This is a genomic window from Polaribacter irgensii 23-P, from assembly GCF_000153225.1.
GTDB lineage: Bacteria > Bacteroidota > Bacteroidia > Flavobacteriales > Flavobacteriaceae > Polaribacter > Polaribacter irgensii.
On record NZ_CH724148.1, the window covers coordinates 344,292 to 366,213 of the forward strand.

24 protein-coding genes are annotated in these 21,922 nt (G+C 34.2%); 10 read left to right on the forward strand and 14 right to left on the reverse strand.

Going from position 1 to position 21,922, the window contains the following annotated elements; all coding sequences use genetic code 11:
* Positions 1 to 30: 30 nt before the first annotated feature.
* The 5 genes from hemW to PI23P_RS01490 form a co-directional block, all read right to left on the reverse strand.
* Positions 31 to 1,161 carry a radical SAM family heme chaperone HemW gene (gene hemW, locus PI23P_RS01475; protein ID WP_004568932.1) on the reverse strand — a complete coding sequence of 377 codons (1,131 nt, stop codon included), beginning with the start codon at positions 1,159 to 1,161 and terminating at the stop codon, positions 31 to 33.
* Complete coding sequence (gene ruvC / locus PI23P_RS01480) at positions 1,161 to 1,715, reverse strand: crossover junction endodeoxyribonuclease RuvC (RefSeq protein WP_155811776.1); 555 nt, start codon at positions 1,713 to 1,715, stop codon at positions 1,161 to 1,163. Before ruvC ends, hemW begins: the two co-directional genes overlap by 1 nt.
* Before the next feature lie 195 nt (positions 1,716 to 1,910).
* On the reverse strand, positions 1,911 to 2,042 hold the full coding sequence (locus PI23P_RS12825) for a hypothetical protein (protein ID WP_004568934.1): 132 nt from the start codon (positions 2,040 to 2,042) through the stop codon (positions 1,911 to 1,913).
* A gap of 63 nt (positions 2,043 to 2,105) precedes the next feature.
* Complete coding sequence (mnmC2, locus tag PI23P_RS01485) at positions 2,106 to 2,783, reverse strand: tRNA (5-methylaminomethyl-2-thiouridine)(34)-methyltransferase MnmC2 (RefSeq protein ID WP_004568935.1); 678 nt, start codon at positions 2,781 to 2,783, stop codon at positions 2,106 to 2,108.
* A 76-nt stretch (positions 2,784 to 2,859) separates the two neighbouring features.
* Positions 2,860 to 3,369 (reverse strand): DUF4920 domain-containing protein, encoded by a 510-nt coding sequence (locus tag PI23P_RS01490; protein WP_004568936.1) that lies wholly within the window; start codon positions 3,367 to 3,369, stop codon positions 2,860 to 2,862.
* A 120-nt stretch (positions 3,370 to 3,489) separates the two neighbouring features.
* Between PI23P_RS01490 and PI23P_RS01495 the strand changes: the two genes are divergently transcribed.
* From PI23P_RS01495 to PI23P_RS01510, 4 genes are all read left to right on the forward strand, one after another.
* Positions 3,490 to 4,545, forward strand: a complete 1,056-nt coding sequence (locus PI23P_RS01495; RefSeq protein ID WP_004568937.1) for a branched-chain amino acid aminotransferase — start codon at positions 3,490 to 3,492, stop codon at positions 4,543 to 4,545.
* 68 nt (positions 4,546 to 4,613) lie between these two features.
* Positions 4,614 to 5,558, forward strand: coding sequence for an MBL fold metallo-hydrolase (locus tag PI23P_RS01500; RefSeq protein WP_004568938.1), 945 nt, complete (start codon positions 4,614 to 4,616; stop codon positions 5,556 to 5,558).
* A 38-nt stretch (positions 5,559 to 5,596) separates the two neighbouring features.
* Positions 5,597 to 5,920 (forward strand): hypothetical protein, encoded by a 324-nt coding sequence (locus PI23P_RS01505; RefSeq protein ID WP_004568939.1) that lies wholly within the window; start codon positions 5,597 to 5,599, stop codon positions 5,918 to 5,920.
* Position 5,921: 1 nt separating this feature from the next.
* Positions 5,922 to 6,539 (forward strand): DUF1684 domain-containing protein, encoded by a 618-nt coding sequence (locus PI23P_RS01510; protein ID WP_004568940.1) that lies wholly within the window; start codon positions 5,922 to 5,924, stop codon positions 6,537 to 6,539.
* 144 nt (positions 6,540 to 6,683) lie between these two features.
* Here PI23P_RS01510 and PI23P_RS01515 read toward each other — a convergent pair whose 3' ends face one another.
* Positions 6,684 to 7,385, reverse strand: a complete 702-nt coding sequence (locus tag PI23P_RS01515; protein ID WP_004568941.1) for a crotonase/enoyl-CoA hydratase family protein — start codon at positions 7,383 to 7,385, stop codon at positions 6,684 to 6,686.
* Positions 7,386 to 7,549: 164 nt separating this feature from the next.
* Between PI23P_RS01515 and PI23P_RS01520 the strand changes: the two genes are divergently transcribed.
* Positions 7,550 to 8,851 (forward strand): voltage-gated chloride channel family protein, encoded by a 1,302-nt coding sequence (locus PI23P_RS01520; protein WP_004568942.1) that lies wholly within the window; start codon positions 7,550 to 7,552, stop codon positions 8,849 to 8,851.
* Positions 8,852 to 8,857: 6 nt separating this feature from the next.
* On the opposite strand, the gene PI23P_RS01525 is transcribed toward PI23P_RS01520, so the two are convergent.
* The gene (locus tag PI23P_RS01525) at positions 8,858 to 9,826 is read right to left on the reverse strand and encodes a BT_3928 family protein (protein WP_004568943.1); all 969 of its coding nucleotides are present in this window, start codon (positions 9,824 to 9,826) and stop codon (positions 8,858 to 8,860) included.
* Between the two features lie 58 nt (positions 9,827 to 9,884).
* Complete coding sequence (locus PI23P_RS01530) at positions 9,885 to 10,439, reverse strand: DUF1599 domain-containing protein (protein ID WP_004568944.1); 555 nt, start codon at positions 10,437 to 10,439, stop codon at positions 9,885 to 9,887.
* Between the two features lie 89 nt (positions 10,440 to 10,528).
* On the opposite strand from PI23P_RS01530, the gene PI23P_RS01535 reads away from it, so the two are divergent.
* Genes PI23P_RS01535 through cdaA form a run of 3 tightly spaced genes read left to right on the forward strand, consistent with a single transcriptional unit; the run spans position 10,529 to position 12,750 of the window.
* On the forward strand, positions 10,529 to 11,110 hold the full coding sequence (locus PI23P_RS01535) for an LOG family protein (protein WP_004568945.1): 582 nt from the start codon (positions 10,529 to 10,531) through the stop codon (positions 11,108 to 11,110).
* Position 11,111: 1 nt separating this feature from the next.
* Positions 11,112 to 11,933 carry a dihydropteroate synthase gene (gene folP, locus PI23P_RS01540; RefSeq protein WP_004568946.1) on the forward strand — a complete coding sequence of 274 codons (822 nt, stop codon included), beginning with the start codon at positions 11,112 to 11,114 and terminating at the stop codon, positions 11,931 to 11,933.
* A 40-nt stretch (positions 11,934 to 11,973) separates the two neighbouring features.
* Positions 11,974 to 12,750 (forward strand): diadenylate cyclase CdaA, encoded by a 777-nt coding sequence (gene cdaA, locus PI23P_RS01545; protein ID WP_004568947.1) that lies wholly within the window; start codon positions 11,974 to 11,976, stop codon positions 12,748 to 12,750.
* An 81-nt stretch (positions 12,751 to 12,831) separates the two neighbouring features.
* Here the strand turns inward: cdaA and PI23P_RS01550 are convergent, their stop codons facing one another.
* Together PI23P_RS01550 and truA are read right to left on the reverse strand one after the other, a co-directional pair.
* Complete coding sequence (locus PI23P_RS01550; protein ID WP_004568948.1) at positions 12,832 to 14,598, reverse strand: ABC transporter ATP-binding protein; 1,767 nt, start codon at positions 14,596 to 14,598, stop codon at positions 12,832 to 12,834.
* 3 nt (positions 14,599 to 14,601) lie between these two features.
* The gene (truA, locus tag PI23P_RS01555; RefSeq protein WP_004568949.1) at positions 14,602 to 15,327 is read right to left on the reverse strand and encodes a tRNA pseudouridine(38-40) synthase TruA; all 726 of its coding nucleotides are present in this window, start codon (positions 15,325 to 15,327) and stop codon (positions 14,602 to 14,604) included.
* Positions 15,328 to 15,424: 97 nt separating this feature from the next.
* Between truA and PI23P_RS01560 the strand changes: the two genes are divergently transcribed.
* Entirely contained in the window at positions 15,425 to 15,922 is a 498-nt protein-coding gene (locus PI23P_RS01560; protein WP_004568950.1) for a metallophosphoesterase family protein, read from the forward strand.
* Here the strand turns inward: PI23P_RS01560 and PI23P_RS01565 are convergent.
* The 4 genes from PI23P_RS01565 to PI23P_RS01580 form a co-directional block, all read right to left on the reverse strand.
* The gene (locus PI23P_RS01565) at positions 15,897 to 17,735 is read right to left on the reverse strand and encodes a tetratricopeptide repeat-containing sensor histidine kinase (protein ID WP_238299959.1); all 1,839 of its coding nucleotides are present in this window, start codon (positions 17,733 to 17,735) and stop codon (positions 15,897 to 15,899) included. The two genes, PI23P_RS01560 and PI23P_RS01565, sit on opposite strands and share 26 nt — an antisense overlap.
* A gap of 28 nt (positions 17,736 to 17,763) precedes the next feature.
* Positions 17,764 to 18,438 carry a hypothetical protein gene (locus tag PI23P_RS01570; protein ID WP_004568952.1) on the reverse strand — a complete coding sequence of 225 codons (675 nt, stop codon included), beginning with the start codon at positions 18,436 to 18,438 and terminating at the stop codon, positions 17,764 to 17,766.
* 93 nt (positions 18,439 to 18,531) lie between these two features.
* On the reverse strand, positions 18,532 to 19,197 hold the full coding sequence (locus PI23P_RS01575; protein ID WP_004568953.1) for a response regulator: 666 nt from the start codon (positions 19,195 to 19,197) through the stop codon (positions 18,532 to 18,534).
* A 287-nt stretch (positions 19,198 to 19,484) separates the two neighbouring features.
* Positions 19,485 to 19,916: a DUF4293 domain-containing protein gene (locus PI23P_RS01580; RefSeq protein ID WP_004568954.1), complete on the reverse strand. Its 432-nt coding sequence runs from the start codon at positions 19,914 to 19,916 to the stop codon at positions 19,485 to 19,487.
* Between the two features lie 190 nt (positions 19,917 to 20,106).
* Here PI23P_RS01580 and rho point away from each other — a divergent pair, with 190 nt between their 5' ends.
* Complete coding sequence (gene rho / locus PI23P_RS01585; protein WP_004568955.1) at positions 20,107 to 21,813, forward strand: transcription termination factor Rho; 1,707 nt, start codon at positions 20,107 to 20,109, stop codon at positions 21,811 to 21,813.
* The last annotated feature ends 109 nt before the right edge of the window (positions 21,814 to 21,922 follow it).

Genomic DNA, 21,922 nt, shown 5'->3' on the forward strand with positions numbered 1-21,922 from the left:
ATGCTTCAGTTTCTATAGATTAGAGAAAACCTATTCATTCAACATAAAAAGATCTGCAGCAATTCCATCAACGAGAAACCATCCTTTTTTTCTTGTTTTTAAAGTTCCATTTTCAACAAATAACAACGCTTCCTCAATGTGTTTTTTAGAATGTTTCTCTAAATAATTTAGATACTTTTCTCCAAATTTATCTTTAATTTTATCTAAAGAAACGCCCCACATAGTTCTCAAACCTGTCATCACGAACTCGTTGTAACGATCTGTAAGAGACAGAGTTTCTCTTTCGATTAGCAGTGCGTTTTCTTGGATAGCTTTAATATATTTGACATTATTTTTAACATTCCAACTGCGTTGTTTTCCATCAAAAGAGTGTGCAGAAGGTCCAATACCTAAATAAGCAACACCAAACCAATACGCAGAATTATTCTTACCAAAAAAACCTTCTTTCCCAAAACTAGACAATTCATAGTGGATAAAACCCGCAGTGGCCAACTCCTTCGTTAAAATCTGAAATTGTTGCTGTGTCTTTGTATCATCTACATTTTTAATTTTCCCTTTTTCTATCATTGTTTTTAAAGCAGTATATGGCTCTACAACAAGTGCATAGCTAGAAATATGAGGAATTCCAAAACTCAGTGCTGTTTTTATATTTGTTCTCCATTCTTCGTTCGTACATCCAGGGATTCCATAAATTAAATCCAAAGAAATATTATCAAAATAACGTGTTGCTAATGCCAATGATTTCTTTGCCTCTGCGGCGTTGTGTGCACGATTCATTAACTTTAAATCCTTTTCAAAAAAGGATTGAACACCAATACTCAATCTATTTATTGGAGATTTAGAGAGTGCTATTAATTTTTCTTCGGATAAATCGTCGGGGTTTGCCTCTAACGTAATCTCTGGATTCTCTATCACTTCAAAATTTAGATATACCGCAGCTATTAATCCCCTAATTTCTTCAGTACTTAATACAGATGGTGTTCCTCCTCCAAAATAAATAGTTTCTATAATGGCACCTTTTAGTTCCTCTTTTCGCAACTTTATTTCTCTTACTAGAGAAACAAGCATCTCTTCTTTTTTCTTTAAAGAAGTAGAAAAATGAAAATCACAATAAAAACATGCTTGTTTACAAAATGGTATGTGAATATAGATGCCTGCCATTACTTTTTAACTCGTTTTTCGTTTTCTTTCACAAAACTCGTCCACCCTGAATAATTTTTACCTCCAACTACTTTCCCTGAATTATAAAAATGACACACAGCCGCCGCTAGACCATCTGTAGCATCTAAGTTTTTGGGCAAAGTTTTTAGATTTAATAAAGATTTCAACATCATTGCGACTTGTTCTTTACTGGCATTTCCATTTCCCGTAACGGCCATTTTTATTTTCTTTGGAAGGTATTCTGTAATCGGAATTTCGCGTGACAAGCCCGCAGCCATGGCCACTCCTTGTGCTCTGCCTAATTTTAGCATTGACTGCACATTTTTACCAAAAAAGGGAGCTTCAATTGCAATTTCGTCAGGGTTATAGGTATCTATTAATTCGATCGTTCTCTCGAATATTAATTTTAATTTTAAATAATGATCATCGTATTTTTTTAGCATCAGTTCATTCATTTGAATAAACTCCATCTTCTTTCCAATAACCTTTATCAAACCAAAACCCATGATGGTGGTTCCTGGATCTATCCCTAAAATAATTTTTTCTATTTTCACCATAAATCTATCTAAAAGTACCGCAAGAAAAACCAAACTTTTACACCTGTATTGCCTTCTTATTTCTATTTCTAAAAGCATCAATTATAACTGACCACAGCTTACTTCATTCTTTGATTGCTTACAAAACTCAGGGTTTTCTTTATCTCTTATCGATGTCTGTAATTTACCGCCCCGAAAGTAAGCCCCTGAAATTTAAAATAAAGCTTCTAAAATAGCTTCCATTTTAAACCATAATAGTATTGCCAATCCCAATAGCGCGATAAAAAGAAGCCCTTTTGTAGGTTTCGCTTCTTTTTTTCTACCAAACTTTCTTCTGAATTCCATTTATTGTATTGTTTAAATGTACATAAATAAGCGATTAACCACCCATATAAAATTGGCACCTCGTTAAGAAGCGCTTTTCTTAGTAGCTCTTAACATTTCTCTTTTTCCAGGAGGTCCTGGAATTCGTTCTACAATAAAACCAACTGCCTGCATGGCTCTTCTTGCGCTGCCTTTGGCACAATAAGTAACCAAGACTCCATCTTTTCTAATCGCATCAAACATCTTTAAAAAAATGGCTTCTGTCCACAATTCTGGTTGATTTTTCGCTCCAAAAGCGTCAAAATAAATCAAATCAAATGCCTCTTTATCCGTAATGTCTTGAAAAAATTGTTTTCGCTTTGTAAGTTGAAATTCTTTAGAAATTTCCTGTTTCTCTTCCCAAGGTAGCGCGTGCATTTTATCAAAAATATCTTGATCTGCGGTCGCTTTTAATTCCTCAACATAATTCAATTTTAAGACCTCTGCTGCTGCAACAGGATATGCTTCAACGCCAACATAGTCAATCTCTACTTTTTTATCCCTACCTTCTAGAAAAGTAATAAATGTATTTAAACCCGTACCGAAACCGATTTCTAAGATTTCGATTTTTTTAGCACTAGTGGAAACTATATCTAAACCAGCACGTAAAAAAACATGATATGCTTCTTGGATAGCCCCGTGTTTAGAATGATATTGCTCGTCCCAATCGGGTAAATGAATGGTGGTAGAACCGTCTGATGTAATTAAAATTTCTCTCTTCAAAACTATTAAACAAATTTATGAAGTCCCTGGAATAGAACCCTCGTTAGTATAGAATGTACTTACATTGTAATTCCTGTTATTTTACGTTCAGTAAAACACCACTAGCCTCAAAAGAAAACTCCTTTCTAACCCTTATAATTTTTGATATTTCCTCTTCAGACTTTCCGGCATCTTCGGCATAATGACGCAATTCGTCTACAGATGTAATTTTTAAGAATGCCTTTCCTGAAACAATAACTTTTTCTCCTGTGGCATCTAAAGGCAGAAAAAAGCCGTAATCTTTAAAGCGAACCATCGTTTCTGCAGTTGCTCCTAAAGGCAACTTCATCCAACAACCTTTCTTAGTACACAACGCTTTAATAGTACTTGAAAATTTCACAAGTGCCGTATCTCCAAAATGCATGTTTTCAAATTTCGCAAACATTTCTGTAGAACTCATCGCGTTGTCCTCTGTTATTTTCTCTCCAAAAGAGGCAAATTTTAGTTGATTTGAAGAAGGTGGTATCGTTATACTTTCTTTTTTGTTCTGTTTACAAGCTGAAAGACTAAAGAGTAGAACAAGGCAGTAACCAATAACTAATTTCATGAGTATTGTATTTAAACATTGCCTACAAATATAATAAATTTAACAGCAAAACGCCGATTTATATATTCCTTACGATGAATAAATTATGTACATTTGTACTCGAATTTAATACAATAAAATATGAGCGCTACCATAGAAATCACACGTATAGAAAAGTCTAAAATAGCATCTGTAGATTTTAACAATCTGCCCTTTGGAAGTGTTTTTTCTGACCACATGCTTACTTGCACCTATAAAAACGGGAAATGGGAAAGCCCTGTTATTGTTCCTTACGCTCCGATCGCTTTAGACCCTTCTGCTAAGATTTTTCATTATGGACAATCTATTTTTGAAGGAATGAAAGCCTACAAGGATGCCAAAGGAAACACCTTATTATTTCGACCTTTAGAAAACTGTAAGCGTTTAAATAAATCTGCAGAGCGCTTGGTAATTCCTCAAATTCCTGAGGACGTTTTTATGCAAGGTCTAAAAGAATTGCTAAAAGTAGACGACGCTTGGATTCCTACAAATGAAGGAAGCTCTTTGTACATAAGACCTTTTATGTTTGCCTCAGGCAACGGGTTTCATGCATCTCCCGCAGATGAATATAAATTAATGATCTGTACTGCGCCCTCTGGTGCTTACTTTGCAGGAAAAGTAAACGTTTTAATTGAAGAGAAATATGCGCGTGCCGCAAATGGTGGTGTTGGCTTTGCGAAAGCAGGTGGTAATTATGCGGCGCAATTTTACCCTACACAATTGGCGATTGAAAAAGGCTACAACCAAGTAATTTGGACAGACGATAATACGCACGAATACATCGAAGAGGCGGGCGCAATGAATATTTTTGTTAGAATCAATGACACCTTGCTAACAAGCCCAACAAACGATCGAATTTTAGACGGCATCACACGTAAAAGTATACTTCAACTTGCCGAGGATTTAGACATCGCTGTTGAAGTAAGAAAAATATCTGTTGCAGAAGTCGTTATAGCCGCTCAGTCTGGCACTTTGAAAGAAATGTTTGGAACTGGAACTGCCGCGGTAATTTCGCCAATTACTGGCTTTGGATTTCAAGAAAAAGACTATGAGCTACCAACATTAGAAATGCCTTTTGCAAGCATTCTGAAAAAAGCAATTACTGATATTCAAACAAATAAATCTGAAGACCTCCACGGTTGGAGAGTTCAACTATAAAAAAACATCCATTCTAAAAGCATCAATTTATATTGGTGCTTTTTTTTTATCTTTAGTTTTTGCTTTTTATGACAAAACAACTTTTACTTGTTTTTTGTTTTTCTTTATTGTGCCGCAACACAGCAATAGAATTAAATAAAAAAACATCCTTATCTAAACAGTATATTACCGTTTTAGGAATTGCACAAGATGCAGGTTACCCCCATATTGGTTGTCAAAAGTCCTGTTGTACAAACTTCTATGAAGGCAAGTATAAAAAACAAAAAGTAGTTTCTTTAGGGTTGGTAGATACTGAAAATAAACAAAAATGGTTGTTTGAAGCAACTCCAGACATTGCGACACAATTAGCTGATTTAGAACAAAATCACTTAAAGACAAATGAGCTCATTGATGGTATCTTTTTAACACATGCTCACATTGGTCACTATACTGGATTAATGTATTTCGGAAAAGAAGCACTAGGTCAAAAAGAGACTAAAGTATTTGCAATGCCAAAAATGCGGACATATTTGACTAAAAATGGCCCTTGGAGTCAACTCGTAAAGTTGAGAAATATTGTTTTTAATAAGCTACAAGCGGATTCGACACTTGTCTTAAATAACAAATTAAAAGTAACTCCTTTTTTAGTGCCCCATAGGGACGAATTTTCTGAGACCATTGGCTATAAAATTGAAGGAATGCACAAAACAGCTTTATTTATTCCTGATATAGACAAATGGGAGAAATGGAAAAAAAATATTGTTATAGAAGTTAAAAAAGTAGACTACGCGTTTTTAGACGCTACCTTTTTTCAAGATGGTGAAGTTGATAGGCCCATGGCCAAAATCCCGCATCCCTTTATTGAAGAGACGATGCGCTTATTTAAAAAAGAAGCTATTTCAATAAAAAATAAGATTTACTTTATTCATTTTAATCATACCAATCCAGCATTACAAAAACTTTCGAACGAAAAAGCCATTGCTCAAAAATTAGGTTTTAATTTTGCTATTGAAGGCATGCGCCTCGACTTGTAATCTTTAAACAGTCTGTTTATAATTGATAATACTCACCTATGAATAATCCTAAAAATAGTTATTTTACTTTTTCACTTGTGATGCTTTTAGCACTTGTTTTTTATAAATGCCGGACAAAAAAAGAAACTGCCTATAAAAATTTTACATACAATGAAAAGTATCTTTTTAACACAAATCTAAAAAAACAACAATCTAATATTCTTTATCTTTTAGATGGAAAAAAGATTTCTTCAGTCATAATGGGAGAAATAAACCCTGACAGCGTCTCTTCTATGCATGTAATAAAAGACGCAGAAAAAATAAAAACATACACGCAAGAACAGTACAACAGTATTCTTCTCATTCACTTAAAAAAACAATAAAATGAAAAAAACAACAATCTTACTCTGTATTATTGCCATCTTGCAAGCCTGCAACTCGCAACAAAAAAGAGCAATAGTAGGAGCAACTGAATATCAGCAACAATTAAACGCCAGCTATAAAGACGCTTCTAAAACACCTTTAAAAAAGAAAGACTTAAAGATATTTAAAGGTTTAGACTTCTTCCCTGTAGACTCCTCTTTTATTGTAATTGCCACCTTAGAGAAAATAACAAATGCGCCAACTTTTGAAATGGCTACAACCACAGATAGGACTGCCCTTTACAAAGAATATGGATACTTGTCATTTTCTTTAGAAGGAAAAAAACACCAATTAACGATCTATCGAAGTCAGGATGATTTAAAAGATGTCGCATTCAAAAATAATCTTTTCCTACCTTTTACAGACGCTACATCGGGAAATGAATCCTACGGTGGAGGACGCTATATGGATGTAATGACAACAGATGAAAATTCAAATGGTACCATCACCTTAAATTTCAATAACACCTACAACCCTTACTGCGCTTATAACGATAAATATTCATGCCCACTTACGCCAAGAAAAAATCATTTGGATGCAACCATTAAAGCTGGAGTTAAAGTTTTCAAGAAATACTAATGTTAGTAAACTTATACCTATCTATGAAAATCCTTCCAGCTCAAACGTCCCTATATATTAAGAATAGAAAAGGCGTTTCCATTTCTTAAAATATCCAAAATACATCGGAAGATTTAAATTTATACTCCATTTAGAACATCAAAATTAGGGATGTATAGAAATCTCACTTTTCAGATCCAATTCAATTGCAACTTCCAAAGCTTCTAAATGGAATTTACGAACTTTTAGTTTCGTTGCTGCATGTGCTTTCTTGTTTAACTTCGAAAACATTTCTGCCGCTTTAATTGCGCTCATCAACAAGGCATCTTGAGAGACAATAATATCTAAAAAACCAGCTTCTACCGCCTGTTTAGAATTATAGATTTCCGCATTGTTCACACTCCTATTTAAATACACTTCAGATAAACGTGCTTTTGCAATTGCAATTCCAGCATTGTGCATGGTCATACCTATCATTACCTCATTCAACCCAATTTTAAAGTCACCCTCCACACCAATTCTATAATCTACAGAAAGCAGTAAGAATGCACCTTTTGCAATTGCATGACCAGAACAAGCCAGAATAATAGGCTGCGGAAAAGCCAACATTCTAAGGGATAGACGAGATCCTTTTGTCACCAGTTCCTTTGCTGAATCTGATGATTTTGCCATGACTTTTAAATCAAATCCTGCAGAAAAAATCCCAGATATACCCGTTAAAATAACGACTTTATTTTCTTGCTCTGCGACATCTAAACTTGCATTTAAACCTGCAATTACCTCGTGAGAAATCGCATTTGCCTTTCCGTTATTAATGGTAATTATTGCGTAATTCTCTTCTGCTTTATAACTAACGAATGCATTCATTATCCTGAATTTATAATTCAAAACAAGGTACACTAAAATTTTTAACAGCAAAATGATTGTCTAAAAAGATACTCCCTTTAGTCCCTCTGTAATTTTATTTTTATTTGTCTAGATTTGCACAAAACTAATCTGACATCTCCCACTAGTATGCGTGCTTAAAATATATGAATACGATTAAAAAATTCCTTCTTTCATTTCAACAAAGCTTCTCTTTCCTATTTCTTTTAAAGTGGACTATTATTTGTTTGCTCATTGGAGCACTTGCAGGAAGTGCCTCTGCTGTTTTCTTATGGACTTTAGAATGGGCAACTACCTATAGAGAAAACAATGTCTGGATTATTGCATTGCTGCCAGTTGGTGGTCTTTTCATCGGGTTGTCGTATCATTATTATGGAGAAAGTGTTGTAAAAGGAAATAATTTACTGCTAGAAGAATATCATACCCCTAAAAAAACAATTCCCTTCAAAATGGTTCCTTTGGTGTTTTTAGGAACCATTATCACCCACTTATTTGGAGGTTCTGCCGGCCGTGAAGGGACGGCTGTCCAAATTGGAGGTGCCATTGCAGACCAATTCACTAAAATTTTTAAACTTTCTAATCTTGATCGAAAGATACTGCTGATCGCTGGAATAAGTGCTGGATTCTCTGCTGTTTTTGGAACTCCTTTAGCCGGAGCTATTTTTGCTCTCGAAGTATTGCTTATTGGTCGCGTAAAGTATGATGCCCTTTTACCCAGTTTTCTGGCTGCCATTTTTGCAAACTATTTTTGCACTGTTTGGCAAATTTCTAATCACACACATTATACCATTTCAACGGTTGCAGAACTAACACCAATTTCCGTTTTGTGGTCTTTATTTGCAGGCATTATTTTTGGTCTCGTCAGCCTTTTATTTTCAAAGTCTACGCATCTTTGGACAGGATTATTTAAAAAATACATTTCATATCCCCCGCTTCGTCCTGTAATTGGTGGAATCTTTTTGGCCATAACTGTATACCTGATGGGAACAACAAAGTACATAGGACTTGGTATCCCCACCATTGTAGATGCCTTTAACATTGATTTAAATTCGCATGACTTCTTTCTAAAATTAATCCTCACTTCTTTTACTTTGGGCGCTGGATTTAAAGGAGGAGAAGTAACGCCTTTATTCTTTATTGGTGCGACCCTTGGAAATGTTCTTATTTGGTTTATCCCGCTGCCAATGCCTTTACTGGCAGGTATGGGTTTTGTAGCAGTATTTGCAGGAGCCACGAATACTCCTATTGCTTGCACAATTATGGGAATTGAGCTATTTGGAATTGAATCTGGTGTTTTTATCGCATTGGCCTGTACTACTTCTTACTTGTTCTCTGGGCATTCCGGAATTTATACTGCACAAGTTATTGGCAGTCCAAAACATGCATTTTTCGCAAATGAGAAAGGGAGTACATTAGAAAATCTAATACCCAAGAAAAACAAAAAATAGCGTTATTTAAAAATTTATTTCTTTAACATCTACCCAATTTTTCTTTTGTGTAACCGTTCCTTTATTTAAAATTATTACTCCTGGATTTGCTCTAATCATCGTTTTTAAAGCCGTCTCGTCGCAGAATAAAAACTCAAAAGGCAAGTTGTACTTTTCTTTCGCTATAGATAAATCATCTGAAAAAGAGGCAGAAACACCATAAACGGTATATCCTTGTTTCATTGCTTTTTCGGAAACTTTTTTAATTTCAGAAAATCCAGCAGCATCTGCCTTCTTCAGATTATAGATAATGACCAACAGTACCTTTTCCTTTTCTAGAAGTATGGGCGCCAAGTCTTCTTGCATGTCTTCCAACATAAAATCATGCACTGGCGGAATCGAACCATCTTTAGGATATTTCATTCCCTCCTGTAGATTATTGCCAATAGCATATGCTCTAAAATCAATAAGAGGTAAATGCGTAAGTACATGTTGAACAATAAACAAAAAAGTCGCTAATGACAAAAACGTAATTAGTTTTGGAATTTGACCTTTGAAAATAGGTTTTATAAATTTGATGTTTACCAGAAGAATAATTATGAATCCAATTAAAATGACATTCTTATAAAAGGTTTCCCAGGGTGTTAATTTAATAGCATCTCCAAAACAACCGCAGTCTGTAACCTTGTTATAAAAAGCAGAGTACCACGTTAAAAACAAAAAAATCAAACTTAAAACCAACAAACTCCAAACTGTAAGCTTTGACTTGTAACCGATTAAGATCATCACTCCTAATAAAATTTCTGCAACAATTAAAACAATCGCAAAAAGCAAAGCAAACGGAATTAAAAACTCCATATTTAAGACAGATTCCGAGAAATACTCTTGAAACTTATATTGAGAGCCAATGGGATCTACCAATTTTACAAATCCTGAGAATATAAATAAAGCGCCTACTAGAATTCTTGAAAACTGGACCATGCCTTTTTGAATCATAATTTACTTCTTTTGTTGCGAATAAAATGGCTCTACCCTTCGCACTATTGCATTCCTTTTAACTTTTTACCTGTGCTTCTGCTTCTAAGAGAATCATGGCAAATACGGCATAGTTAATCATGTCTTGATAATTAGCATCAATACCTTCAGATACCAGTGTCTTCCCCTTATTATCCTCAATAGATTTCACTCTTAATAATTTCTGGAGGATAAGATCCGTTAAACTAGAAACACGCATTTCTCTCCAGACTTCCCCATAGTCGTGATTTTTATCCATCATCAACTGCTTTGTCACTTTGCGAAGTGCATCGTACAAGATGGTTGCCTCGGCTGTATTTAAATCTGGTGTTGCTACAATTCCTTTTTCCAATTGAATTAAAGCCATTATTGAATAATTAATAATTCCGATAAACTCAGACTTTTCGTCCTCATCTACTTTGCGCACCTCATTTTCTTGCAATTGCCGAATCCTTTGTGCTTTGATAAAAATTTGATCTGTTAAGGAGGGTAAACGTAAAATTCTCCATGCCGACCCATAATCAGACATTTTTTTTATAAACAAACTTCTACATTCGTTCATGACAGCGTCATATTGTTTTGAGGTATCTTGCATTTTATCCTGTTAAAAAGTATTTTACCAAAAATACTAAATCCTGTATCCTTTTCTTTTATTTTTGCAAAAGAATTTTAAAACCTATTATATTGAAAAAAATCGTTGTTTTTTGTGGAGCTAGTTTAGGCTTTAACCCGGTCTATAAAGAGGCTGCAGCAACCCTAGGAACGTACTTTGTAAACCATGGAATTGGTTTGGTTTATGGTGGTGCAAAAATAGGAATGATGGGCATTATTGCCGACACTATTCTAGAAAAACGAGGAGAAGTTATCGGTGTAATTCCAATCTTATTAGAAAAGGAAGAGGTGCTCCATCCCGGTGTAGAAGAAATGATTATTTGTAAAAAAATGAGTGATCGAAAAGTAATAATGAGCAAGTTAGTCGATGGTTATATTGCGCTCCCTGGAGGTTTCGGTACTTTTGACGAACTCTTTGAAGTGCTCACATTAGGACAATTACAGATTGAAAACAAACCAATTGGACTTCTAAATATTAATGGCTTTTTTGACGCACTACTGGTACAATTAGATAAAATGGTCACAGAGGGCTATTTAAAAAAAGAAAACAAGGACTTGTTAATTGTTGCTACTTCGGTAGCCGAATTAATGTTAAAAATGAACGATTACAAAGCTCCGAAAACTGGTCATGTAATTCATAAAGTAGTACTATAAAATGACACTAAATTGCAAGGGTACTTTAATCGACTTGACGACACCAAAAGTAATGGGTGTTTTAAACATTACTCCAGATTCTTTTTTTGATGGGGGAAAATATAAAAACGAAGTTGACATTTTACGGCAGGTTGAAAAAATGCTCTTTGATGGCGCAGCCTTTATAGATGTTGGTGCCTATTCTTCGAAACCTGGTGCACTCCATGTTTCGGAAGAAGAGGAACTTAAAAGAATAGTACCCGTTATCAATCTCTTAATACAAAACTTTCCCGAGATCATTATTTCGACAGATACCTTTAGAAGTAAAGTCGCCCTAGAAACAGTGGGGAATGGAGCAGCAATTATAAATGATATTTCTGGAGGAAATCTAGACGCAGAGATGTTTACTACGGTTGCCCAATTAAAAGTTCCTTATATTTTAATGCACATGTTAGGCACCCCTCAAAACATGCAAAAAAACCCAGTATATAAAGATGTGATTGCAGAAATTATTTCGTTTTTTGCAGCGAAAATAAACCAGCTGCATCAATTAAATTTAAGTGATATTGTCATTGATATGGGTTTTGGATTTGGAAAAACAAATGCTCACAATTTTGAAATATTGAAAAACTTATCACTTTTCAAAAGTTTAGAGGCACCCATATTAGCGGGTCTTTCTAGAAAATCTATGCTCTATAAAACCTTGGATATCTCTGCTCAGGAAGCTTTGAATGCAACTACCTCGGCAAACACGATTGCGTTGCTAAATGGTGCAAACATATTGCGTGTGCATGATGTAAAAGAAGCTGTGGAAGCCGTCAAGATTGTAGCTCAAATTAAGTAAATTATTTATTAGTATTTTAGCCTAAATTCTTATCCTTCCTATGTTCGATTTTATTGAATTTTCTTTGCTTGATGTTTTAGATATCTTACTAGTAGCCACACTGCTGTACTATATCTATAAATTACTAAAAGGCACTGTTGCCATAAATATTGTGTTGGGAATTGCTATTGTTTTTGTTATTTGGAAAATAACAGAAGCACTAAAAATGAAAATGCTCAGTGGCATTCTTGGAACCCTTTTAGGAGGTGGTGTGGTTGCATTGATTATTGTATTTCAGCAGGAAATACGAAAATTTTTATTAATGGTAGGCACAACAAACTTTACGAACAAAAGAAATTTCTTAAAACAACTAAAATTTTTACATACAGAAATAGGGTCAGAAATTGATACTGAAATCATTTTAAAAGCCTGTAAAAAAATGTCTAAAACAAAAACAGGCGTTTTGATTGTTATCGAAAGAACCAATAGTTTAGATTTTTTAATAAATACAGGAGACAAAATGAATGCCTTAGTCAATGAGGCATTATTGCAAAGTGTTTTTTACAAAAACAGTCCACTTCATGATGGTGCTTTAATTATTAGAGACAACTACATTGTTGCCACAAGAGTCGTGCTTCCCATTTCTGATAGCTTAAAAATTCCTTCAAGATTTGGTTTAAGGCATAGAGCGGCAATTGGTGTTTCTGAAAAAACAGATGCTGTTTGCTTGCTCGTCTCTGAGGAAACTGGAGAAATCTCATACATAAAAGATGGCGAGTTTGAATTGTATAACGATTTGCCTGAGCTCAATGAAAAGCTGCGAAAAGACTTAATGTAAACCGAAAAACATGGCTTAATGAACCTTTTTAATCATCACTCTGCGCAGTACAAAAATGAACCTCCAATTCCTGCGTTTCTTTTAAGAAGCCGCTTCTAAACTAAACTGCTTGTCATACAAATTTTTGTAATATCCATTTTCTTTTTCCAACAAAGAGGAATGTGTTCCTTCCTCAACAATTAAGCCCTTATCCATTACAATAATTTTATCCGCACTTTTAATTGTTGCTAAGCGATGTGCAATTACAATTGAAGTTCTATGTTTTGTAATAGTCTCTGTAGCGTACTGAATCATTTTCTCTGCAAAGGCATCTACAGAAGAAGTAGCTTCATCTAAAATCAGAATACTCGGTTTGCTTAAATAAGCTCTTAAAAAAGCAATCAGTTGACGTTGTCCAGAAGAAAGCATTGCCCCTCGTTCCTTTACATTGTAGTCATAGCCTCCTGGAAGCGTCATAATAAAATCATGAATTCCTATTTGCTTTGCAGCCACCTCCACCTCTTCTTTAGAAATAGTAGGGTTCTTTAATGTGATATTATTTAAAATAGAATCTGAAAATAAAAAAACATCTTGCAACACAACAGCCACTTGATTTCGTAAACTTTCTAATTTATATTCTTCAATAGGAATGCCATCAACACATATACTCCCACTGTCAATTTCATAAAAACGATTAATTAAGTTGATAATTGTAGACTTTCCTGCTCCTGTAGCTCCAACAATAGCGATTGTTTGGCCTTTTAAAACCTCTAAATTAATTCCTTTTAATACCTCTTCCCCGTCAACATAGCTAAATCGCACTTCTTTAAAACTAATATTGCCAGCTAAATTGTCTGCTACAATGGTTCCATTTTTAGAAATTGCACTTTGTGTATCAATAATTTTAAAGACTCTTTCGCCAGAAACAATTCCCATTTGTAGCTGATTAAATTTATCTGCAATCTGACGCAAAGGTCTAAATAACATTTGTGCCATTTGCACAAAAGCCATCACGGTTCCTGGCCCTGGAACTGCACCTCCAATGACTTGCTTACTGCCAAACCAAACGACCAAACCGATACCTACCGATGATAAAATTTCTGCAATTGGGAAGAAAATGGAAAAATACCAAATGGTCTTTATATATGCTTCTTTGTGTTTGTTATTTATGTCTTTAAAATTATCATCTTCAATTTTCTCTCTGTTGAAGAGCTGGACTATTTTCATTCCAGTAACGCGCTCCTGCACAAATCCATTTAAATTAGCAACCTGATTTCTAACTTCTTGAAAGGTAGTCTTTATGGCTTTTTGAAAAACTTTTGTAGCATATAGCAATACTGGTAACACTGCAATTGCAATAAATGCTAACTTCCAGTTGATGACAAACATCACCGCAATCACTGCAAACATTTGCAAAACATCACTCACAATTGTAAAGACACCACTGCTAAAGAATGCTGCAATTGTTTCGATATCAGAAACCACTCTTGTCACCAAACGCCCAACTGAGTTTTTATCAAAATAAGACATTCTAAACTGCAAAATATGTCTAAATATTTTTGCCCTTATATCTCTAATAATGTGTTGTCCAACCCAGTTTGCATAATAGATAAAGGTAAACCTTAAGAGTACCTCTAAAATCAAAACACCTAGCATTAGCAGCACACTATTTAGCAACCCCTCAGAATCTTTGTTAGCGATATATAGGTCTACTGTATCTTTTAAAATAATAGGCGTCAGAAGTGCTACACCCGACAAAATAATGGTAGCACATACCGCAATTATAAAATTACGCTTGTAGTTCTTCGCAAAACTCATGAGTCTTAAAAAAATCTCTAAATCAAAAGCATTTCCTGTTTTATTTGCCAAAATTTAATATTTTATTTGTGTTAAAAACAGGCCCTTTGCCGGAACAGACAATCCTGCATTGCTTCTATTTTTACTTTCTATAATTTGACGAAATTCCGCTATAGATATTTTCCCCAAGCCAACATCAACCAAAGTTCCAACAATAGCCCTTACCATATTTCTCAAAAACCGATTCGCTGAAATATGAAATATTAATAAATTACCCTCCTGCCTCCAAAAAGCTGCGGTCACGTTGCAATTAAAAGTATGTACTTCTGTCTTCACCTTTGAAAATGTTTGAAAATTTTCGTATTCTAATAATAGAATTGCAGCCGCATTCATTTTAGAGAGATCTGGCTTTTGAGAGTGAATCTGCCAAGAGAAATCTAATAAAAATGGATTACGTCCCAACCATATTCGATACTCATAACTCCTACTTTTTGCATCAAATCGTGCATGCTTATCTTCCAACACTTCAAGTACCTTATCCACTGAAATGTCATTCGGTAAAATTGAATTCAGTTTGTGTACAAAATTATTTTCAATGAGAATTTCCGTATTAAAATGAGCAAACATTTGCACGGCATGAACACCAGTATCTGTTCTTCCCGCACCTACAACCTCTACTTTACTTTGCAAAACAGTACTGATTGCATTATTTAATTTTTCCTGTACAGAGACCATATCTGGTTGAATTTGCCAACCGTGATATTTTGTCCCGTTGTAAGAAAGTTCTATAAAATATCTCAATTAAAATTATTTTTGTAGCTGGTAAAATTACGGAATTTATTTTGTTATTAGTATTTTTGATTCTTGAAGAGTCGTTAATTTTTCCTACCACCTCCCAATGAAAAAAATATTATTAATATCCGATACTCATAGTTTTATCGATGACCAAATTTTAAAATTTGTAAGGCAAGCAGATGAAGTTTGGCACGCAGGAGATATTGGCAATTTACAAGTTACAGACACAATCAAAAGCCTAAAGCCTTTAAGAGCTGTATTTGGAAATATAGATGACCACGATGCGCGCGCTGAATTCCCTTTAGATCAAAAATTCGAAGTTGAAGATGTAACCATATGGATTACGCATATTGGGGGCTACCCCAATAGATATGACCAAAGAGTGCGAGAAGAATTAAAAATAAATACGCCCACCATTTTTATCTCTGGACATTCCCATATTTTAAAAGTACAATATGACAAAAAGCTAAAGTTGTTGCACCTAAATCCTGGAGCTGCAGGCAATCATGGTTTCCATAAAGTAAGAACAATGCTCCGATTTGAACTTGCTGCAGGGGCCATAAAAAATTTAGAAATTATAGAGTTGGCCCAGCGGGGGTAATCGCATTTTTTTCCATTATAGGCAACTCTGCAAATACGGTAGTCCCTTCATTAAGCACAGAATCTATTAAAAATTTCCCTTGCATCATTTGTATTCTTGCATGAATTTGGTTAATACCTATGCCATCCTTAGTAGACGTAAGTGTCTTATCAAAACCCTCACCGTCATCTTCGATTTGAATAAGTAATCTTCCATTTTTCTCTTCTAATTTTACAAGTGCTTTTGATGCTTTACTGTGCTTTAAAATATTATTGACAAATTCCTGAATGATGTTATTTGCTTTAATTTCAAAATTTTGGTGATACCTCCTCAAATTTTTGATATCTGTATTTATTTGAAGTTGCGAGTTGGAATATTTTTCTGACATTTCCTTAATCGCATATTTCAATCCAAACTTTAGCAATACCGAAGACACTAAACTATGTGATAAGTCTCGAATCGTTTGTGAAGCTTCTGTAATAATTTGCTGCGTCTTATCAATCTCTGTTGGAAAAACTCCATTAAACTGCATTTTAGTAGCTTGCAAATGTAAATTAGCCGACGATAATAAAGAGCTTACACTGTCGTGTAATGTTTCCGCAATTTGCTTACGCTCTGTCTCTTTACCATCTAATGTTGCGTTTAAAATACGCACCTGCGCTTCTGATTTTAATTTCTCTAATTTATTCTTTTGAGCCAATCTTGTTTGCGCCAGCTTTAATTTTAAGTTTTTCTGACGTAATTTATAATTGAATACGATCACTCCAGAACTAACCGTTAATAGAAGAATTAAAAGAATAAAAAAAATGATCGTTCTTTTCTCTTCTAGCTCTTTTAACTTAAGATCTGATGCTGCCGTATTCGCTTGTTTCTTTGCGATATCCAATTGATATTTTTCGTATACCTGTCTTACAATATGGTCAAATTCTACACTTTGTAAGCTGTCTTTAATAAGAAAAGATTTTTCTTGATAATCATATGCTTCAAAATCTTTTAAATTATATAACGCCCAAGCCAAGTTAAAGTATAAATCTTCTTTATATCGGATCGCTTCGCTACTATTATCCTGTTCTATAAGGTCCAAAGCACTGGTGTATATCTCTTTGGCTTTCTTAAAATTATCCTCTAGCATATAAATACTTGCGAGATTTGTTAATGCAGAGGCTTCGTTTAATTTATTTTTATGCAGCTTTCTAATTTCAAGAGCTTGGAGAGAATATTTTTTAGCCACACCATAAGATCCTATTTTTATGAATGTAGCAGATAAATTGTTATAAGCACCCGCTTTTATAGAAGACAAATCCTCATCTATAAAGTTCATTTGAATAATTTTATTATAATAGCTTATAGCGCTATCTTTCTTTTCTAATAATGAATATTCAACTCCAATCTTTAACAGATTGTCTGCTAATAAATAACTGTTAACTGGAACTTCTGTAAAAGTATTTAATCTTGGGTGGTCTAGAAGCACCTCTTTCTTTAGCAAAAACAAAGATTTTTTTAAATATAAGATTGCTTTATCATGATCCTTAATTTTAGAAAAATTTTCACCTAATAGGAAAGCTGTCAAGTAGCGTAAGACAGTATTGTTTGATTTTTCAAGTTCAGTGAATAGTGCAAGTCCAAACTCTAATGACTTAGAATACTCTTCATTCTCATAATACTGTCGAATCTCTTGGTACCGTATAACCTGAAGAGAGTCTTTTTTTTGAGGAAATGGCAAAGGAGAAACTTGAACTGATCTAGCTTCCCCTTTATTATTTGCTATTATTATATGGTTACCAATGCGAATCGTTGCCAATACAAGCAACACACATCTTAAATATCTGTTCATGCCTTTAAAAATACAACAATTATTTCCATCAATAGCTAAAGGAAGTATCGTAAACAACTCTCGGCTTTCTTTCCTTTCTTGCAGCAACTCCCTTTCCAAATAACGCGTGGTTTACAAAATCGATCTTTAAAATTTTGGTAATTGGAATATCAACGGTCAACGAAAATACTTTCTGCGTACTTGGTCCATTCCTTAAATGCACTTCATAAATTCCCAATAATTTATTGTATAAAAATGTGGCTACAACATTGTCCTCTACTTCAAAATCTAACTGAAGTGTACCATCCTCATTAGTTGTCAACCCGTACGTCTTTAAAAATTTTGTTTCGCCTCCTTTTGCAAAATTAATGTTCTCATCTTCGATCGTAAATTTAGCCCTTTCCCCAACCGTATCGTCAAACAGCCCAACACTTAATCTATTGTCGCTCAGCGCTAAACTTTGTGAATATTGATTTTTTGTATCAAATACCACTTTAGACAAATGAAACTCCTTCGTGTTTGAAGTTACGTCATCATGTGTAACAGAAAGCGTGTTATTTAAAACCTGATAAGCGATGGAGTACACACCGTTCGCATCTCTCTTTAGTTCTATTTGTTTTAGCAGGGCTTCTGGAGTTTCATCTATATCGAGTTCGTTGTTAGAACAAGAGGTGAAACCTAATGCTGCGAAACAAAACAAAAAAGTAAAGGCTATTTTTCTCATAATATTATATTTAAACTAGTTTATTTTAAACTAACCGGCTGTAATTGTAATCGTGACAATAACGATTTGTGCTCTTGTATGCTTTTATGTGTATCAGACAAGGTTATACTTTACAGCATATATTGCCAAGCCAACCGAATTTTTTACGTTTAACTTTCTTAATAGTTTTTTTCTGTATGACTCTACAGTATGATGGCTAATGTTCATCTTTTCTGCAATCTCACTTGTGCTTAGTTCTTTAGAGACAAGCCTTAAAACATTTTTTTCTCTTTCTGTTAAAGAATCAAAAAGAAGATCTTGTGGCATGTCTCCTGTCCTTGCTTTTTGACCAGATATTGATTTTAACAACTCTTTCTGAATGTCGCTGCTAAAATATTGCTCTCCATTCGCGACTGCTTTTATTGCATGGACAATATGTGCTCCTGCATTGTTCTTAGAAATATAACCACTTGCTCCTAAACTTAATACTTCTTGCACAATGCGAACATCATCGTAACTTGACAAAACAATTACTTTTTGCGCTATTCCTTTTTCCTGAAAATATCTTAAAACTTCAAAACCATCCAGAATCGGCATGGTGATGTCCAAGATGAGAACGTCTGCTCGGTTTTCCTTCTCGTTAAACCACTCTATTACAGCTTGGCCAGTTAAAGAAAAGTCTATTATTTCAATATTTTCGTCAGTCTTTATTACCGCTATAATTCCTTCGATTAAAATCTTATGATCATCAGCTACGTGAACAAATATCTTTTTCTTCATTATGATTTACAAATTTAAGTTAGTAATTTAGATTCTACAATCCCTGAAAACAGTATATTTTTTATACCCCTGAATTCAGGGTACAAGACCCTGAATTCAGGGATATAAAAAATATCAAATAATTGAAATACAGTCTTTTAAATAATATTAAAATTACACCTTATAAGCTCAATAACAGAAAAAATAATAAATATTAATTTCTGAATAATCAATTTACATACACTCCATAAAAAAACCGAGAATAAATCTCGGCTTTCTTTCGCACTAAATATACTAAGATGTTAGTTTTACCGCAATCTATCTGCAGATTTTACAAGATCTTCATCCTTTTTAATCGCTTTATTTGCCAAAACAATAAACAAAACAGCAAAAATTGGTATGAACATCCCAATACCCTTCTTAGAAACAGCAGCTTCTCCAGGTAACATTAGAGATACATAAATCAATAATCCTAATAAAATAAGATTTACCAAAATTGTCAATCGGCCGATAACAAATTGTAATTTTCTATTGTTATACATAAAAATTGCAATACACGCTAAAATTGCCGACACTAGAAATAAAATAGGAATACTCTTTAGCTGATACGATTCACTTTTTAGTAAATCAACGGCAAAAACGCTATTTTCTTTTGTTTTCCATAAATCAAAAAAAAATACAAGTATTCCAGAAAAAATAAAAGTACTAAATAAATATATAGTTTGTATTCTTTGTATCATTTTTAATTTCTGATGTGCAAAAGTAGTTTATTCTTTTTTAAAAAGAAAACCTAAAACTAAAAAAAAAAGTATATATTTGTTGAACACAACCCCATAAAAAGCTGTTTTGTAGAACTATACTTAACAGCAATATTCAAAAAACACTCAAATCTTACAAATCAAGATTCATATTTAACTTAATTATTTTATAATGTTCGAAATTTCGGAACTGAAAGCAAAAACTCTTGCTGAATTACAAGGTATTGCCAAGTCTATTGGTCTTGCCAAAACAAGTCAATTGAAAAAATTAGATTTAGTATATCAAATTTTAGACACGCAAGCTTCAAATCCTTCAAAAGCAACTACAATAACAACTCCTGGCGAAAGCGGAATTGAAAAAATAGACAAACAAAAAAGAAAGCGCGTTGTGAAAAAACCAGCAGCCTTCAAAAGTACCCCCATCTTTGATAAAAAAGAAGTACCTGAAAACAGTGTAGACGCAAAAACAGTGTCCGCCCCGGGGCAGGATTCGGTGCCTTCGCCTATCGCAACTCCTCAAAGAAAACCACTTCCAAGAAAAGAAAGTAAAGTTGAGGAAAAGAAAACTGTTACAGTGTCTAAAATCAAGGAGGAAAAGCAAGAAACAAAGCCTGCTAAACAGGCTAATAAGCCACAACAAAACAGGAACAACCCACCTCAGAGCAGCAAACCTAAAAATAACAATCAAAGTAGAGAAAAAACCAACACCAGTAGAAATAACGGAAATAAATCTACAAATAGATATAAAGATCCCGATTTCGAGTTTGACGGTATTATAGAAAGTGAAGGCGTTTTAGAAATGATGCCTGATGGCTATGGTTTCCTTCGCTCTTCTGACTATAACTATTTGTCATCTCCTGATGACATCTACGTTTCTCAATCTCAGATTAAACTTTTTGGTTTAAAAACTGGAGATACCGTTTTAGGAAATGTTCGTCCACCAAAAGAAGGAGAAAAATATTTTCCTTTGATAAGAGTATCAAAAATAAATGGATTGAATCCAAACATCGTGAGAGATCGTGTTTCTTTTGAACATTTAACCCCCCTCTTTCCGCAAGAAAAGTTCAATTTAGCAGAAAAAGGAAGCTCATTATCCACGCGCATTATCGACTTATTTTCTCCTTTAGGGAAAGGACAGCGTGGTATGATTGTAGCGCAACCGAAAACAGGTAAAACAATGTTACTAAAAGATGTTGCCAATGCAATTGCAGCCAACCATCCCGAAGTATATCAAATTGTTTTGTTAATAGATGAACGCCCAGAAGAGGTGACAGACATGAAGCGCAACGTTCGTGGTGAAGTAGTTGCTTCTACCTTTGACGAGCCTGCAGAGAAACATGTAAAAGTTGCTAATATTGTGTTAGAAAAAGCAAAACGTTTGGTAGAATGTGGACATGATGTTGTTATTCTTTTAGATTCCATTACTCGTTTAGCACGTGCATACAATACTGTTGCACCTGCCTCTGGAAAAATACTTTCTGGTGGTATTGATGCCAATGCTTTACACAAACCAAAACGCTTCTTTGGTGCTGCTAGAAACATAGAGAATGGTGGATCTTTAACAATTATTGCAACTGCTCTTACAGAAACAGGCTCTAAAATGGATGAGGTAATCTTTGAAGAATTCAAAGGAACTGGAAACATGGAGCTACAGTTGGATAGAAATATTTCGAATAGAAGAATATATCCAGCCATCGACTTAATTAAATCTTCTACGCGAAGAGATGACTTATTATTAGACGCCAAAACTGTGCAAAGAATGTGGGTACTGCGAAAATATTTAGCAGATATGAATCCTATAGAAGCGATGGAATTTATTAACGATAGAATTAAATTCTCTAAAAATAATGACGAATTTTTAATTTCTATGAACGGATAAAAGAACAATAAACCAATCTATAGTACAGCTATAATAACCTTTTTGAGCGCTCTCAAAAAGGTTATTTTTAGCGATAACTATTCATTTCTTTCCGCCATCCTTAAAGGCT